14 protein-coding genes are annotated in these 16678 nt (G+C 43.6%); 11 read left to right on the top strand and 3 right to left on the bottom strand.

The genetic code is table 11. The features are described from left to right. The first annotated feature begins 216 nt into the window (after positions 1-216). The 6 genes from ltnD to R7E42_RS04060 all read left to right on the top strand — a co-directional run bounded on the left by ltnD (position 217) and on the right by R7E42_RS04060 (position 6356). Positions 217-1125: an L-threonate dehydrogenase gene (gene ltnD / locus R7E42_RS04085; RefSeq protein ID WP_005375356.1), complete on the top strand. Its 909-nt coding sequence runs from the start codon at positions 217-219 to the stop codon at positions 1123-1125. A 25-nt stretch (positions 1126-1150) separates the two neighbouring features. Then, on the top strand, positions 1151-2407 hold the full coding sequence (gene otnK, locus R7E42_RS04080; protein ID WP_213903501.1) for a 3-oxo-tetronate kinase: 1257 nt from the start codon (positions 1151-1153) through the stop codon (positions 2405-2407). 11 nt (positions 2408-2418) lie between these two features. After that, the gene (locus R7E42_RS04075) at positions 2419-3066 is read left to right on the top strand and encodes an aldolase (protein WP_005385078.1); all 648 of its coding nucleotides are present in this window, start codon (positions 2419-2421) and stop codon (positions 3064-3066) included. Next, on the top strand, positions 3066-3842 hold the full coding sequence (gene otnI / locus R7E42_RS04070; RefSeq protein ID WP_005375365.1) for a 2-oxo-tetronate isomerase: 777 nt from the start codon (positions 3066-3068) through the stop codon (positions 3840-3842). The genes R7E42_RS04075 and otnI overlap by 1 nt, the downstream gene beginning before the upstream one ends. Positions 3843-3903: 61 nt before the next feature. Further along, a complete protein-coding gene (denD, locus tag R7E42_RS04065) occupies positions 3904-4863 on the top strand; it encodes a D-erythronate dehydrogenase (RefSeq protein WP_017635260.1) in 960 nt (319 codons plus the stop codon). After that, positions 4863-6356: a GntP family permease gene (locus R7E42_RS04060; RefSeq protein WP_047101717.1), complete on the top strand. Its 1494-nt coding sequence runs from the start codon at positions 4863-4865 to the stop codon at positions 6354-6356. Before denD ends, R7E42_RS04060 begins: the two co-directional genes overlap by 1 nt. 266 nt (positions 6357-6622) lie before the next feature. On the opposite strand, the gene rcnR is transcribed toward R7E42_RS04060, so the two are convergent. Further along, the gene (gene rcnR, locus R7E42_RS04055) at positions 6623-6895 is read right to left on the bottom strand and encodes a Ni(II)/Co(II)-binding transcriptional repressor RcnR (protein WP_031780939.1); all 273 of its coding nucleotides are present in this window, start codon (positions 6893-6895) and stop codon (positions 6623-6625) included. Positions 6896-7030: 135 nt separating this feature from the next. On the opposite strand from rcnR, the gene R7E42_RS04050 reads away from it, so the two are divergent. Both R7E42_RS04050 and R7E42_RS04045 read left to right on the top strand, forming a co-directional pair. After that, positions 7031-8107 (top strand): nickel/cobalt efflux protein RcnA, encoded by a 1077-nt coding sequence (locus tag R7E42_RS04050; RefSeq protein ID WP_005385086.1) that lies wholly within the window; start codon positions 7031-7033, stop codon positions 8105-8107. A 549-nt stretch (positions 8108-8656) separates the two neighbouring features. Continuing rightward, the gene (locus R7E42_RS04045; protein ID WP_017635256.1) at positions 8657-10216 is read left to right on the top strand and encodes a methyl-accepting chemotaxis protein; all 1560 of its coding nucleotides are present in this window, start codon (positions 8657-8659) and stop codon (positions 10214-10216) included. 146 nt (positions 10217-10362) lie between these two features. On the opposite strand, the gene R7E42_RS04040 is transcribed toward R7E42_RS04045, so the two are convergent. After that, on the bottom strand, positions 10363-11262 hold the full coding sequence (locus R7E42_RS04040; protein WP_005385088.1) for a LysR family transcriptional regulator: 900 nt from the start codon (positions 11260-11262) through the stop codon (positions 10363-10365). A gap of 141 nt (positions 11263-11403) precedes the next feature. Here R7E42_RS04040 and accD point away from each other — a divergent pair, with 141 nt between their 5' ends. Then, entirely contained in the window at positions 11404-12267 is an 864-nt protein-coding gene (accD, locus tag R7E42_RS04035; RefSeq protein WP_005385089.1) for an acetyl-CoA carboxylase, carboxyltransferase subunit beta, read from the top strand. Between the two features lie 31 nt (positions 12268-12298). Here the strand turns inward: accD and R7E42_RS04030 are convergent, their stop codons facing one another. Then, the gene (locus R7E42_RS04030) at positions 12299-13276 is read right to left on the bottom strand and encodes a hypothetical protein (RefSeq protein ID WP_005385090.1); all 978 of its coding nucleotides are present in this window, start codon (positions 13274-13276) and stop codon (positions 12299-12301) included. A gap of 448 nt (positions 13277-13724) precedes the next feature. On the opposite strand from R7E42_RS04030, the gene R7E42_RS04025 reads away from it, so the two are divergent. Beyond that, positions 13725-16151: a M9 family metallopeptidase gene (locus R7E42_RS04025; protein WP_213969313.1), complete on the top strand. Its 2427-nt coding sequence runs from the start codon at positions 13725-13727 to the stop codon at positions 16149-16151. A gap of 282 nt (positions 16152-16433) precedes the next feature. Next, positions 16434-16664 carry a PAS factor family protein gene (locus tag R7E42_RS04020; RefSeq protein WP_005375384.1) on the top strand — a complete coding sequence of 77 codons (231 nt, stop codon included), beginning with the start codon at positions 16434-16436 and terminating at the stop codon, positions 16662-16664. Positions 16665-16678 lie beyond the last annotated feature (14 nt).

Raw genomic sequence — 16678 nt, 5'->3', positions numbered from 1 at the left:
ATATCTGTGAATTATGTTCTCAACGTTGTAAGAACAGCCTTCGCTTGTGTTAACTGCTCGGAATATCTCTGCCCATAAAGAGGTATATATCACGACATTGTTAATTTGTGTGAAAAAATGTGATTCAAAGCGAGGTCTTAGTATTAATCTTCACATATAATCACATCAACCAAACAAGAATTAACAAAGTTTAATAGACCAGAAGGCATTGTTTTTATGAGTGAAGTTCAATCTGTAGGTGTTATCGGTTTAGGCTCTATGGGAATGGGCGCCGCAAAGTCATGTGTGCGTGCAGGCCTAGATGTCTATGGTTTCGATTTAAATTCTCAAGCGCTTGAAGAGTTAGGTTCATTCGGTGCAAAAGCTGTTTCTACAAATGCAGTTGAGTTTGCAGATAAGCTTGATTCGGTTCTAGTTCTTGTTGTGAACGCAGCTCAAGTTAACACGGTCTTGTTCAAAACCGGTCTTGCTACAGCGCTTAAGCCGAATACGCCAGTAATGGTTTCAGCAACCATCTCAGCAGAAGACGCAAAACAAATTGAAGCGAAATTGGCAGAACACAATCTTGTGATGCTTGATGCACCGGTATCTGGTGGTGCTGCAAAAGCAGAATTAGGTGAGATGACTATTATGGCGTCGGGAGCGCAAAGCACATTTGATGCACTTGAACCAGTACTCAACGCAACGGCAGCTAAAGTCTACAACATCGGTGAAGCGATTGGCCTAGGCGCAACTGTGAAGATTATCCACCAATTGCTAGCAGGTGTTCATATCGCAGCTGGTGCTGAAGCAATGGCATTAGCGGCACGTGCAAACATTCCTCTTGACCTGATGTACGACGTGGTGACGAATGCAGCGGGTAACTCTTGGATGTTTGAGAACCGCATGAAGCATGTAGTTGATGGTGACTACTCCCCTAAATCTATGGTCGACATCTTTGTGAAAGATTTAAACCTCGTATCGGACACAGCAAAAGATCTCAAATTTCCACTTCCTCTATCAAGCACAGCACTAAACATGTTTTTGAGTGCAAGCAATGCTGGTTTTGGGCAGGAGGACGACAGTGCCGTTATCAAGATTTTTGATGGTATTGAGCTTCCAGGTGTAGAAAACAAACAGAAATAAGCGCACGTAAAACGGAGAAAAAATGATGTTATTAGGCGTTATCGCAGACGACTTTACTGGCGCAACAGACATCGCAGGTTTTCTTGTAGAAAACGGCATGCGCACAGTTCAGCTTAACGGTATTCCAAAAGAAGAGATTGATGTAAACGCAGATGCGGTCGTGATCAGTCTTAAATCTCGCTCTTGTCCTGTAGATGAGGCAATCGAGGATTCAGTAGCAGCGCTTAAGTGGCTGCAAGCAAATGGCTGTCAGCAGTTTTACTTCAAGTACTGCTCAACGTTTGACAGCACAGCAGAAGGTAACATTGGTCCTGTAACGGATGCACTGCTTGCAGAGCTAGGTGAAGCGTTCACCATTGTATGCCCATCATTACCAGTGAATGGTCGCACAGTTTTCAACGGCCATCTATTTGTATTCCAAGACTTGCTAAGCGACTCAGGTATGCGTAATCACCCTGTGACACCAATGACTGATTCAAGCCTAGTTCGTATGATGGATGCTCAATCTCAAGGCAAATCTGGCCTGGTGAACTTCCAAATAATTGAACAAGGTCCAAAAGCGGTAATTGAGCGCTTTGAAGAGCTAAAAGTACAAGGCAACCGCTACGCAGTGGTTGATGCATTCAATGCAGAGCATCTCGTCACACTTGGCCAAGCAGCGAAGTCTCTAAAACTGGTAACTGGTGGTTCTGGTTTGGCTGCGGGTATTGCTAAGAACTGGATAGAGAACCTTGAAGATCAAAGTGATGCGAAGCAAGAGGGGAACCCTAAAAAGGCACCAACCGTTGTGTTATCTGGATCTTGTTCTGTCATGACCAACCAACAGGTCGCTGTTTACAAAGAAAAAGCGCCACACTTTGCTATTGATGTGAAGGCGTGTCTGACGGAAGAAGACTACTCAAATCAAGTGTTTGATTGGGTCATGACCAACATCGAAAGCGAGTTCGCACCACTGGTTTACGCAACCGCAGATGCAGCGGCGTTAAAAGCGATTCAACAAGAGTTTGGCGCGCATGCTTCAAGTCACGCGGTTGAACAGTTCTTTAGCCAACTTGCAGTTAAACTTCAGCAGCACGGTGTGAAAAATTTCATCGTTGCGGGTGGGGAAACCTCAGGGGTTGTAACCCAAAGCCTAGCCGTAAAAGGTTTTCATATCGGTCCTCAAATCGCACCTGGTGTACCTTGGGTGAAGTCACTTGAAGGCGAGCTTTCTTTGGCTCTGAAATCGGGCAACTTCGGCGATGAACACTTCTTTGCCAAAGCACAGTCGTTTTTTGAATAGGTGAGGTTGTGATGAATAAAGAATTGATGACAGAACAACAACTGCGAGAGCAAATGGTCACTATGGCTCGCTCTATGTTTGAACGTGGCTATGCGACTGGCGGCGCTGGCAACCTTTCTCTAAAGCTGCCTAATGGACACTTTCTGGCAACGCCAACTGGTTCCTCGTTCGGCCGCTTGATTGCTGAAGAGCTTTCGGTTGTGGATATTGATGGCAACCATATCTCTGGTGAAAAGCCATCAAAAGAAGTCGCTTTTCATCTGGCGATTTATCGAAATAACTCAAAGTGTAATGCGATTGTGCATCTGCATTCTACTTACTTGACGGCGCTTTCTTGTCTTGAAGGTCTAGATCGCGAGAATGCCATCAAAGCTTTCACACCTTACTTTGTAATGCGCATTGGCGAACTGCCAGTGATTCCGTACCTGCGCCCGGGCGACCCTCAGATTGCTGAAGAACTTGCGCAGCGGGCTAGTGACTACAGAGCTTTCCTCCTGGCGAACCATGGTCCAGTGATCACGGGTACGGACTTTGAAGATGCAGTGGATAACGCAGAAGAGCTAGAAGAGACAGCGAAGCTAGCGTTCATTCTTAAAGACAGCAACATCCGCTACTTAACGGATACTGAGATTCAAGACCTAAAAGGGAGAGGTAAGTAATGGCTAAATTCGCGGCAAATCTGACAATGTTATTCACAGAAGTTCCTTTTCTAGATCGTTTCGAAAAAGCACACCAAGCGGGCTTCAAAGCGGTGGAATACCTTTTCCCATACGCATTCGAAGCGCAAGAACTAGCAAGCAAGATACAGCAGTTTGGTTTTGAGCAAGCGTTATTCAACATGCCTCCAGGTGATTGGGATGCAGGTGAACGAGGTTTTGCAGCTATTCCGGGGCGTGAGGATGAATTTAAAACGAGCGTCGAGACTGCGCTGATGTACGCCAAGGCACTGAACTGTAAAAAGGTTCACGCTATGTCTGGCATTGTTGATTCACGCTTCACTCGTGATCAGCATATTGAAACCTTTATCTCAAACATTCGTTATGCAGCGGATAAGTTTGCCGAACATGGTGTTGAGCTGATGATTGAGCCACTCAACAATCGTGATGTACCGAACTACTTTGTTGCACATCAACGTGAAGCGGTGGAACTCATCAAACAAGTGGCTCGTCCAAACGTGAAATTGCAGCTCGATCTCTATCACGCACAAATTATGGACGGTGATCTGAGTACGTTGATTCGCGATGTGGCGCCATACACAGGCCATATTCAAATTGCTTCTGTGCCTGAAAGGCACGAACCATCGGAAGGCGAACTGAATTACCCACACCTATTCAATGTTTTGGATGACTCTGGTTACCAAGGCTGGATCGGTTGTGAATACAACCCAAGGCATAGCACGCAGCTGGGCCTTAGTTGGGTTAAACCATACCTATAACAATTTTAATTTCTATCCATAAATAACTTGAAACTAATTACAAAAACAAAGGGTCGTGACTATGAATATTATCATAACTGGAGGGGCGGGTTTTCTCGGAACCCTACTTGCCAAATCACTACTAAAAGAAAACAAAGCTGAAAGTATTACTATTGTCGACATTCAAAAGTCGCGCTTAGAGGGCATTGATGACCGAGTCGTTTCTTTAGTCATGGATATGACAAAACGAGAAAATATAGACCAAGTTATTACTGCCGAAACGACACACATTTTTCATTTAGCGGCAATTGTATCGAGCCATGCTGAGCAAGATTTTGATTTAGGTGTAGCTGTAAACCTGACGACCACACAGTTATTGCTTGAGCGTTGCCGTAAAGTAAACCCTAATATTCGTTTTACGTTTGCTTCATCTTTAGCTGTCTTTGGTGGTGATCTTCCGGAAACGATTACACCAATAACAGCACTTCATCCTCAGTCATCCTACGGGACGCAAAAAGCCATAGGTGAGTTATTGGTGAACGACTATGCCCGTAAAGGCTTTGTTAAAGCTGTATCCGTACGTTTACCGACTATTTGTATTCGCCCTGGGAAACCAAACCTTGCCGCTAGCTCTTTCGTAAGCGGAATTATTCGTGAGCCTTTGAATGCTCAAGAATCAAATTGTCCTGTAGACCCTACGCTAAAACTTTGGATATCGAGCCCGTCTAGAGTGGTTGACAATATTCAGTATGCAGGGCTAATGCCTTATGAGCAGTTAAATAATCTGTCCTATAGAACGCTTAATTTACCTGGTATTCAAACTACACCAGCTGAGATGATTCAAACAATGGACACTCTAATGGGTAAACAACTTTCTAATTATATTACTTATGAGCATGATGCGGGTATTGATCGTATTGTGAGTAGTTGGCCACAAAAAATTGATTGTACTAAAGAACTGGAGCTTGGATTTAAAGCAGACAGTAATTTCAAGGATGTATTACAACAATTTATTTCTGTTAACAATATGGAGATTGTCTAATGTTACCAACCTCAGTAATTGGACTAATAGTAGCCGTATCAGTCCTTGTTTTTCTTGTATTACGTACAAAAGTACATGTGTTAATTGCGATGTTAATTGCGGCATGTATCGCAGGTATTATTGGTGGGTTAAGTGTTGACGACACGATTGCGACCGTTAGCAAAGGATTTGGTGGAACATTAGGCGGTATAGGGATTGTCATCGGTCTCGGCGTTATGATGGGGGCTATTTTAGAGGCTTCTGGAGCAGGAGAAAGTATTGCCTATAATTTTATAAAGTGGTTAGGAAAAAAGAAAGAAGAGGCCGCTCTTGCTGTAACTGGCTATATTGTTAGCATCCCAATCTTTGTGGATAGCGCGCTTATCATTCTTTATCCAATTGCGAAGTCTTTGTCAAAAACGTCCAATCGCTCGATTTTAACGCTTACGGTTGCTCTGGCGGGCGGCTTGGTCGTAGCGCATCATGCTATTCCGCCGACTCCAGGGCCTTTGGGCGTTGCTGGTATCTTTGGTGTCGATCTTGCCAGCATGTTAGGTTTTGGTTTGATGATCGCAGCGCCTTGTGTCATAGGTATTGTTTGGTATGCAAGATGGTTAGAAAAGCAGTTTCCTGAATTCATTCCAACCGAACATTTCTCGAAGTCTAGTGAGCAATTGATTAATGATCACAAAGAGTACATTGCAAGTAAAGAAGCGAAAGACCTACCATCTTTAAGTAAATCTATCGCTCCAATTATTATCCCTATTTTACTTATACTTGCGAAATCAGTGATGGGTTTATTAGAGGGGACTTTCGGTTTCGAAGGGCTGACTGCAACAACATTTGGTCAATTTATCGCTTTTATCGGCAGCCCTACTATTGCACTATCAATAGCGACGTTATTAGCGGTTTACACATTGGGTAATAACCTTACCAAAGAAGAAGCGAATGAAAAGATGGAACAAGGAATCTCCACTTGTGGCATCATTTTGTTAGTAACAGGAGCTGGTGGCGCGTTAGGTGCCGTATTGCGTGAAACGGGTGCGGGCGCAGAGATTGCTAACCAAGTTGCAGGGCTTCCTATTTCTGCGGTTATGATTCCATTTATTATTGCGACGTTAGTTCGTATTATTCAGGGCTCTGGTACAGTCTCCATGATAACCGCTGCTTCTATATCTGCCCCAGTTTTAGTAAATATTCCTGACGTTAACCTTTTATTCGCAGCGACGGCAGCTACGATGGGATCTCTATTTGCTGGCTACTTTAATGACTCGCTATTCCATATTGTTAATCGACTAATGGGGGTGACTGAGGTTAAGAAACAACTCATTATTTGGACTATTCCAACAACAATTGCTTGGGCTATTGGTGGTTCATTAGTCATGATTCTTAACTTATTCTTCGGATCTCATGGTTCAATCTTTGATCCCGTGTTACCACTTGCTGTACTTTTGGGATGTGTCGCATTTACAAAATCTTACAGCGCTAAGCACGTCGAATTACAAGAGGTATAAAGGTTTACTTGTACTCTTCCATAAAGTAAAAGCCTATCACAACATGTATTTTTATCAGATGGTTTAGAGATTGTTAATAATATGAACGGCCCTATGTTTGGGCCGTTTTAGTTCTTATAAATAAACTATTTAACTCGAACCGATATAGGTTCCACTTTCAACTTAATCAATATGAAATGGAATTGTTATTTCCCGCTTAGTAAGCGATTACCTATAAAGGATCTATTCGAGTTTAACCCTAGTGACTTTACTCTAGCGAAGTAGGGTTACTTTATATAAGAGTCCAGTACTTTTAATACGACTTCCATATCTTTTTCACGTTGAGTTTTGTCTTCCTCAAGTACAACGTGCTCAATTAAGTGACCTTTAATTACTTCTCGCATCAAACCATTTACTGCTCCCCGAATAGCGGCAATCTGCTGCAACACATCTTGGCATTCATGCTCTTCTTCCAGCATTTTTTTAAGTCCATTCACCTGACCCTGTATTTTACTGACTCGAGTGTTGAGCTTCTTTTGATCTCTGGTTGTATGCGACATGTCTTATCTTCTTTAAGTTACGGGCCGAGTTATTCTAACTGATAATGTAGCACTCAATTTATACTGGGGGGTAGTATTTAATACTAGGGGGGAGTATAGTTTGCGATAAATTAGAATCAACAACAGAGAACAACAATGGATTTTGTCGCGTTACTACAACAAGGTAATGGGTGGTTCTTTATTCCCAGTGCCATTTTGCTTGGCGCTTTGCATGGTTTAGAACCTGGGCACTCTAAAACGATGATGGCGGCGTTCATTGTCGCTGTGAAAGGAACGGTCAAACAAGCCGTGATGCTGGGTTTAGCTGCCACACTTTCTCACACTGCAATTGTATGGTTAATCGCTGTTGGCGGGATGTATATTAGCCAGAAATTCACCGCTGAAGCGGCTGAACCATGGATGCAACTTATCTCTGGGGTCATTATCGTGACAACCGGCGTATGGATGTTTTGGCGGACATGGAGCGATGAGCGAGCTTGGAACAAAGCTCAGGATCATGCTCGCGATTGGACGACGCAAGTTGTGGATACAGGACATGGGCATGTTTCGCTTTCGATTACAGAGGAAGGGGAGCATCACCGTTTCCAGTTGCGAACACTCAGCGGTAAACCTTTAACTGCTGAAGGTATCAAGGTTTCGGTATCGAGTGATGGTTATCAACCTTCTGATATCTATCACTTTATAGAGCGTGATGGATACTTGGAATCGGCGTCTTGCATTGAAGTCTCTAATGGACTTTCTGTCACTTTGATCATCGGGCACCATGATCATACCCATGACTTTGATGTGCATTTCCGTCCTGGTTCTCATTTAGAAAGCGAAGATAAGGAATATCAAGATGCTCACGAGCGCGCTCACGCTTTAGACATTCAAAAGCGCTTTGAGAATCGAGACGTGACGAATGGGCAAATTCTGCTGTTTGGATTAACGGGCGGTTTGATTCCATGCCCTGCTGCGGTAACGGTTTTGCTTATCTGTTTGCAGCTTAAGGCAATGACTCTTGGTGCGACTTTAGTTGTGTCATTCAGTATTGGCTTAGCCTTGACTCTGGTTGCTGTTGGCGTTGTGGCAGCAGTGGGCGTGCAAAAAGCGACATCTAAATGGAGCGGTTTGAATGATGTTGCACGTCGAGCTCCCTACTTATCGGGCGTCTTGATCAGTGCAGTTGGTTTATACATGGGTATGCATGGATACATATCGCTGACGAGTTAAACTCTGTGGTAAAGATTCTTTTCCTTTCTTTTTGCATGGGTAATGGCTTCATGCCTTGGTTTGCATATTTTGCTGCCGATTCTTGATTGAGAATCACTCGATCTGACATCGCTGCCATATCTACAAACCAAGTCATTCTCGCTTCACCAAGCATCTCGGATTACAACCGCTGCAATTGTGGCTCTAATATCTGAACCTGAGATACTAAATGATAAAACGGGAGCACTGACCACAGCGCTCCCGACGGCAAAACGCTAATTAGAACTCTTTTCTTTAATGTTCGATACCAATTTGGTCGCATAGTTAAATTTAACTATGCAAACGTTTCCTTTTGCGTACTCGTCCCTTCGCCAAACCTCGTAGAAATGTGACGTTTTGAAGACTTTTTTTCCTTCTGTCTAAAGTAATCGGGAACCAAGCAGATACATAGTTATAAAGTTATGTCTTGCTCTGCCAAACAGACCCAAAATGCAGTTTGGTTGGTTTTGGAGAAGAAAGGCTTAGCGCTCGATTAATGAGCATCAATTGAATTGTATTGAGACAATTATAATGAAAAGAATCATCTTATTAGCAGTCTGCGCCATGTTTGGTATTGCTGTCGTGGCGAGTATGGCATCAACGTACCTAATTTCGAGTCAGAAAATCGATGACATCATCTTAAACAAATCCCAAGTTCAAGCTGAGTTTCTAGCGGGAAATGCGAGTTATATTTTGGAGAACTCAGCCAATCCAATGCAAGATTTACAATCGCTTGTTGAGGGGCTGAAACAACGTTCAGACGTGAGTTATGCCGTTGTAATTGACCGTAACGTAACGGCAGTAGCCCACAGTGATAAGCACAAGCTGAACAAAACCTATAACGATGAATATACTGTTGAAGGCGCGACGAGAGGTGTTCAACAGTACTCAAAGTGGTATGCCGATGTCCAGAAAGTATGGGTGTTTGACATCATGGCACCAATTTATGTGGATGGTCAGTTATACGGTACTTTTGATATTGGTATTCCTATTACCGAAGTGAGCCAAGCGACGAATGGAATTATTACTTACCAGTTGATCTCTATGGTGGCGATCTTCGTTATGTGTGTTTTGATTCTGTCACTTCTGCTAAATAAACTGATGAGACCGCTTTCTGCGCTTAAAGACGCTCTACAAGACATCTCAAAAGGAGACGGAGACTTAACCGTTCGTTTGCCAGCGAAAGGTAATGACGAAGTCGCGCAAATTTCTTCTGCTTTCAACGTTTTTGTTGGGAAAGTACATGAGATTATTACACAAGTTGTAAATACTGGTGTGGAGCTTAATAGTTCAGCTGTCGCTTTGCGTGGGCAATCTCAACAAGCGCTCACAAGAGGGCAAGAGCAGAACGAGCAAACCATGCTGGTTGTCACATCCATGAACGAAATGATTGCGACGGTCAATGAAATTGCCTCCAATGCTGCCGGAGCGGCAAATGCTGCGAGTGCAGCAAGTAATGAAGCGCAAGATGGCTACACGACGCTAGAAAGAACCAAAACGGCGATGACTAATCTTGAAAACGAGATGAACAGCACTTCCAACATTATCGTGAGTCTTGCTGAAAATACTCAGTCGATTGGTAGTATTCTAGAGGTGATTAGAGGTATTTCGGAGCAAACCAATCTATTGGCTCTCAATGCGGCTATCGAAGCGGCACGCGCTGGTGATGCCGGCCGAGGTTTTGCAGTAGTTGCTGATGAAGTTCGCAACCTAGCGACTAAAACGGCTCATTCTACCGATGAAATTGACAATATGATTCACCAGCTACAAACTGAAGCTCAAAGTGCGGTGAATTCAATGAGTAATAGTAAGACTCTTATTGAAGAAGGAACGGCAGAAACTGAGTTAGCTCGACAGGCTTTAGAAGCAATAGCTGCACAAGTGACGACTATTTCAGATATCAATACTCAAGTAGCAACCGCAACAGAACAGCAATCAACGGTAGCAAACGAAATTAATATGAACATGGATACCGTCAGCCACTCAGTGAAAAGTGCGCTAACAGCGAGTGAGCAACTAGAAGAATCAAGTCAACAACTCGCGGAGCTATCGCGAACACTCGATCGTCACGTAGGAGCGTTTAGAATCTAAACGCCAACTGACCCTCTTTAATAAAAGCCAGTAAATGTTAATTGCTGGCTTTTTTATTTGAGAAATCGAGTCTCAAATCGCTTAGCGGTGTTTGTCCTTTCTAGACGATAAAACAGAATACGATAAATTAGTTGAGTAAAGCTTAGCTAGGCGTTAAGTTTTGCGTTTTGCTTTAAATGTTCAACAAACATAGATATTTTCTTAGCTACATGTTTTCTAGACGAGTAAAAGGCGTAAAGCACTAAATCCTCAGGTTCGTACTCTAGAGTGACGATTTCTAGCTCACCATTTTTGATCTCATTTTGGCATGACTCAATTGGCAATATTGCGTATCCAAGCCCTGATAACGCGCCATATCTGGCGAGATGACCGCTGTTTACTTTGAATGAAGATTGCACAGTTTGAGTAATATGGCCCCCAACAGGGTTTCTGAATACCCATGGTGCACCATTTACTGCGGTAAGCGTCGTGATGCAGGGAACATGACTTAGATCCGTAATTTTGTAAGGGGTGGCGTATTTCTCAATTAGTTGAGGCGCGGCTAAAATGGCACTGGGCCAGCGTTTTATCTCTCTCGCCACCCAGTTACTGTCTGACAAAGTCCCTCTATGAAAACTCAAAATGACATCAAAGCTATCAATAACATCATCTTTAGGGTTTAGCGTTGTATCGCAAGACAAAGAGATTGACGGGTATTGCGTGCAAAAGGTGACAACCGCTTTGGCCAGTACAGGTGTGTCTGGCATAAGAATTCGCAGTTCCCCTGTTACCGTGTGTGAGTGGCGCGTTACCGTTTCTAGTGCGGCGTTGAGTTGCTCCAATAACGGACGAGTGCTGCTATAGAGCTCTTCTCCAGCCTCGGTAGGCGTCATTCGCCTTGTTGTTCTATTGAACAACCTAATGTTTAACTTTTCTTCAAGCAGGGCAATGTGTCGGCTGACATTTGATGTTGGTATATTCAAACACTCAGCGGCTCGCTTAAAGCTGTTGTTCTCATAAACACAGTGAAAACTTTTTAACCAGATTTGGTCAACGTTATCAAACATTTCATTATCCCATTTTATTGGATTATCAAGCCAGCATATCGCACTTTATCCCTGTACTAAGTTACATACAATTTTATTTACAAGTTTAAGCGAACAAACAACGAGATATCGCGCTAGAACGTAATCAATAGTGGTGAATTTATGAGCTGGTTAGAACGGTTATTTGAGAATAAAAATATAATAGGTTCGCGCAAAGCGTCTATCCCTGAGGGCGTTTGGACAAAGTGTCCTGAGTGTGAACAAATACTTTATCGTGCCGCGTTAAAAGAAAATTTGGAAGTATGCCCTAAATGCTCATATCACATGAGAATGGCTGCGCGTCAAAGGTTGATCTCTTTTCTGGACCATGGAACACAACAAGAGTTGGCAAGTGAGTTGGAGCCACAAGATATTTTGGGTTTTAAAGACTTAAAGCGATATAAAGAGCGAATTGCTTTAGCGCAGAAAACGACTGGAGAAAAAGATGCGTTGGTGGTGATGCAGGGCAAGTTATTGGGGCTGCCTGTTGTTGCGTGTGCATTCGAATTCTCTTTCATGGCAGGCTCGATGGGCGCAGTGGTTGGCGAGAAGTTTGTCCGAGCAATTGAAAGCGCAATTAATACAAAATCTGGGTTAGTATGTTTTTCCGCTTGCGGAGGGGCGCGCATGCAAGAGTCTTTGGTGGCACTAATGCAAATGTCAAAAACCAGCGCCGCGTTAAACCACTTATCTGAGCACAGATTACCCTATATCTCAGTATTGACGGACCAAACTTATGGTGGCGTCTCGGCGAGTTTAGCCATGTTAGGAGACATCAATATTGGTGAACCTAAAGCAAGTATTGGCTTTGCGGGAAGACGTGTCATTGAGCAAACGGTACGTGAAAAGTTACCAGACGAGTTTCAGCGAAGTGAATTTTTACTAGCGCATGGTGCGCTAGATATGATTGTCGATAGACGTGAAATGCGCGATCGCGTTGGCCGCTTACTGGCTAAGTTAACCAACGCGAGGGTGGTCTCAGAATAGGTTATATTAAAGTTAGACTTAGTACTTGCGTTTATTGAGCCGTAATCATTACAAACCGTTCATTTTGCCCCCATCTTGGTTCCGCATTCATTAGGCTGAGATCCAACGCCGTTTGGTATGGGTCAACAGCAAAATGGTCGCTTACTAACCCCCAGAGCATCCAGTTGATTGCGGTTTCATTCTCGGTAAGCTCTTCGAGTGGCGCTTGGAGGAAAAAGTACTCATCTTCGCCATCGTAACCGAGCCGATCATAGATAATGTTGCGTAGCTCTCGATCCAAATCATGTTGGAGGTTGATTGAGTCGTACAGTTGCTCTTCTGTTGGGCCATTCTCATGGTGATAAACATTGCGTTTTGACTCTTTGTGTAAAGTACCTGCGCCAGTTTCAATGCTTACTTTCTTTTGCGAGTGTTGCTCAAGAACTTGAATGATTTCATCCTCTAGTTGATCGAGTTTACTCAGCAAAACTTGATTGTTTATGTCACCAGCGGGGGAGGCCATCGTTTGGAAGGCTTTCACTCTCTCGTAGACTGCTTTCCCGTGAGGAAGGGCTGCAAAACACTGTTCTTGGAGCGCTTCATTGGCTTGCCAAATGCCCGAGTAGAGCTCGTAATCATGTGTATATGGTTGAAGCTCTTCAGTATCTTCCCCTAATAATTCTCGCCAGCGCTTTTGCCACTGTTCTTCTTTTGCGTGTTTTACACGCGCGTATTGCTTAACCCAGCGGTTACGAAGTTTTACCCCAAAAATGGCAAGTCCCCATGGAGCGAGCAAATAAAAATAATAGTGAGAAGAGTTATCCCAAAAGTAACCGTAAACGTAAACACCAAAAGCAAGCACCCAAGTTCCAATAGTACAAGCAATAACCCCGGACATTATTGATGATTGGCGCTTTGTTTCTCTTAATGTATTACCTTCAGCACATAACCAAAAAATGCCGCCAAAAACAAAGGCAAACGTTGTCATGAAGTAGGCAATCCCCGCTCCCAAAAATCCCCAAAGTGACATGTATTATCCCTAGCCAAATATCTGCTTTATTCACTCATCAATGACTGGAGGAGTAAATGTGTTTGATTTGGCGGAGAATTTACCATTAATGCCAACCTTTTGATATGCACTCTATGACTTATTGGGAATGAGTCACAAATAAAAATAGATGGTATCAAGCATCAAAATTTAATTTAGAACCTTTGATTGTCGTGAACTCTATCTGGAAGAGTTAAGGGGGGCGTTTAAGGGCAATTTTCCTCATAAAGTCGTTATTTAGAAAAAGGTAAATTAATGTTTTTATTGATAATTGTGAGTTTTTTGGGAGTGGGATTGCTCCCATTTAATTAGAGTAAAAGACCTATTTTTGGGAGCGGTTTCATAAATTTTATGACACTGATTTCACTGTTTGAGCTGTAAAGAATATAAACCCCCACTCAATGTATGTTAATAATCAATGAGTGTTGTTATGTCTCATATCCGTTTTTTCCCGCGCCATCGTTTGGCGCTTGCTTGTATGCTAGCGAGTGTGTCTGGCTTCTCTTTTGCACAAAATCAGTGTGCTGTTGCTGATTTACAACAATCGCGAGATCTGGCTACTGCCGTTTCTGGTGCTGAGTATGATTGCTACCACGCTTGGTTTTCAGCACCTTCAGAAACGCTGAATGATATCTATAGTGAAGCGAGCCTAAGCCGTATCCAAGTCGCGCTGGATCAAGAAATCGCTCGCTATCGTGGTGAAGCAGATCAAGCTCGTATTCTAGAGAACCTAGGCGAATTTATTCGAGCGGCCTACTACGTTCGCTACAACGCTGGTACTGGTACACCCGAGTTTTCGCAAGCGTTGAGTCAGCGTTTTGCTCAGTCGACGAACCTATTCCTAAACAACCCTCATGCTTTGGATCAAGGTCGTGAACAAGTTGGTGCAATGAAGAGCCTGACTTTGATGGTTGATAACGTTAAGCAGTTGCCGCTGACCATGGATAGCATGATGGCCGCGTTGATGCACTTTAATCGTGAAACCGCGCAGGACACGCAATGGGTTGATGGTTTAAACAACTTGTTCCGCTCTATGGCAGGCCATGCGGCGAACGATGCGTTCTACCGATACATGGCAAACAATACACACCATATTGATACGTTGGTGAAATTCGCATCTGATAATGCTTGGGCATTAGATACGGATGCAAGCTTTATCGTTTTCAATGCATTACGTGAAACTGGTCGTTTGCTCGCGAGCCCAGATCAGGAGACCAAACGCAAAGCATTGGCAGTAATGCAACAGGTGATGCAGCGTTATCCACTGGGTAGTGAGCATGACAAACTATGGCTTGCTGCCGTTGAAATGATGAGCTACTACGCACCAGAAGGCCTAAATGGTCTGAATATTGAGCAAGCCAAGCAAGATTTAGCTGCACGTGTAATGCCAAATCGTTTTGAATGTCAGGGACCTGCCATTATTCGCTCTGAAGATCTGACCGATGCTCAAGCAGCGAAAGCGTGTGAAGTGCTAGCGGCAAAAGAAGCCGACTTCCATCGAGTTGCGAATACGGGTAATCAACCTGTCGCTGATGATTTGAATGATCGTGTTGAAGTGGCGGTATTCGCGAGTAACGCTAGTTACGTTGATTACTCTTCATTCCTATTTGGTAATACAACGGACAACGGTGGTCAGTACCTAGAAGGTGACCCTTCAAAAGCGGAAAATACTGCGCGTTTCGTCGCTTATCGCTACGCGAATGGTGAAGATCTCTCTATCTTGAACCTAGAACATGAATACACGCACTATTTAGATGCACGATTTAACCAATACGGTTCGTTCAGCGATAACTTGGCTCATGGTCATATTGTTTGGTGGCTAGAAGGTTTTGCTGAATACATGCATTACAAGCAAGGTTACCAAGCTGCGATTGAGCTGATTGCAGATGGTAAACTTAGCCTTTCCACTGTGTTTGATACCACGTACTCTCACGATACCAATCGTATCTATCGTTGGGGTTATCTAGCTGTTCGATTCATGTTAGAAAATCATCCACAAGACGTCGAAAGCTTGTTGGCATTGTCGCGCTCTGGCCAGTTCGAACAATGGGCACAGCAGGTGACGTCTTTAGGTCAACAATACGATGCTGAGTTTGAACGTTGGTTGGACACATTAAAAGTGGAACCTGAGCAACCTGATACAGACCCAGAAGAGCCAACAGAGCCAACAAGCCCTGAAGCACAAGTGACTGAATTGACGGCGAACCAAAGCCTTCAGCTCAGTGGCGAAGCATACAGCGAAAAACTGTTCTACGTTGATGTTCCAGCCAACACCGTTAACTTCAATGTATCTATTGAGGGTGCGGGTGATGCGGATCTTTACATGAGCTACAACAAAGTCGCGCATTACTATGATTTCGAAATGAGTCAATATGCTGATGGCAGCAATGAAGAGATTGTGTTTGAACCAGAGCAAGATGGTTACGTTAAAGCGGGTCGTTACTACATCAGCTTAACTGGACGTGATAGCTATGACTCAGTGAATCTTGTGGCTGCGTTAGAAGTGGAAGCGCAAACACCGCCAACCCAAGTGCAAGATGATTTAGCACCTGTGGTATTAGAGTCTGGTGAAGCCAAAATGCTTACCGTTCACAAGCAGCGTTATGCAGCAGTTTATGTGCCTGAAGGTGTTGAAGAGGTTCGTGTATGGCTAACGGCTCACTCTCAAACTGGTAATGTCGATCTATACGCGAGTAGGGAGCATTGGCCTACAGTAGAGCAGCACGAGTATGCGTCCAACTATGCAGGCAGCAATGAATACCTTGCGATTCCTGTTACTGAAGCAGGGTACGTGCACTTCGCTCTTCAGGCTCCAGAGCAAGGCGATGACGTTGAAATGCTAGTGCACTTCAACTAAAAAAATTCGATTAACTAAAGTCGAGATAAAACGTCGCTGATACAGCGACGTTTTTGTTTATATCGGACACGATTATAAACAAACAGCGGCGAATGCTAGTTAATCGGCTGATCTATCGAGTTATCAGTTGCCCTTTTTCTAAACGACTTTAAGTTTGTATTGCAATTTACCGAGTACATAAACTTTTTTAGCGACGCGTTCTGTGACCTAGCTTCTGATTTGTGCTTCCCAAATGGATACAATATATATGCACCCCGTGCAATAAAGTGAAAAGGGAAAGACATGAAAACGCTTATTTATGAAACGTTGATTAGCCTTGCTAACCAAGAACCAGAACAACATGCAAGAATCCGACAAAATCTCTATGAACAGTTGGATCTGCCGTTCGATAAGCAGCTGGCTTTGTATTCTTGTGCCCTTGGTCCTGCAAGTTCAGGCAAGTTGGAGAGCAGTCAAGGCATTAACAACGCGGTAGATTGCGCGGTTAAACTGCTTGAAACTCCTGAGCGCTAATTCACTCGTTGTTT

The sequence above is a fragment of the Vibrio sp. Vb1337 genome (genome assembly GCF_033338715.1).
GTDB lineage: Bacteria > Pseudomonadota > Gammaproteobacteria > Enterobacterales > Vibrionaceae > Vibrio > Vibrio alginolyticus.
Note: the sequence above shows the minus strand (reverse complement) of the source record. Positions and strands in the feature narration are given on the sequence as shown.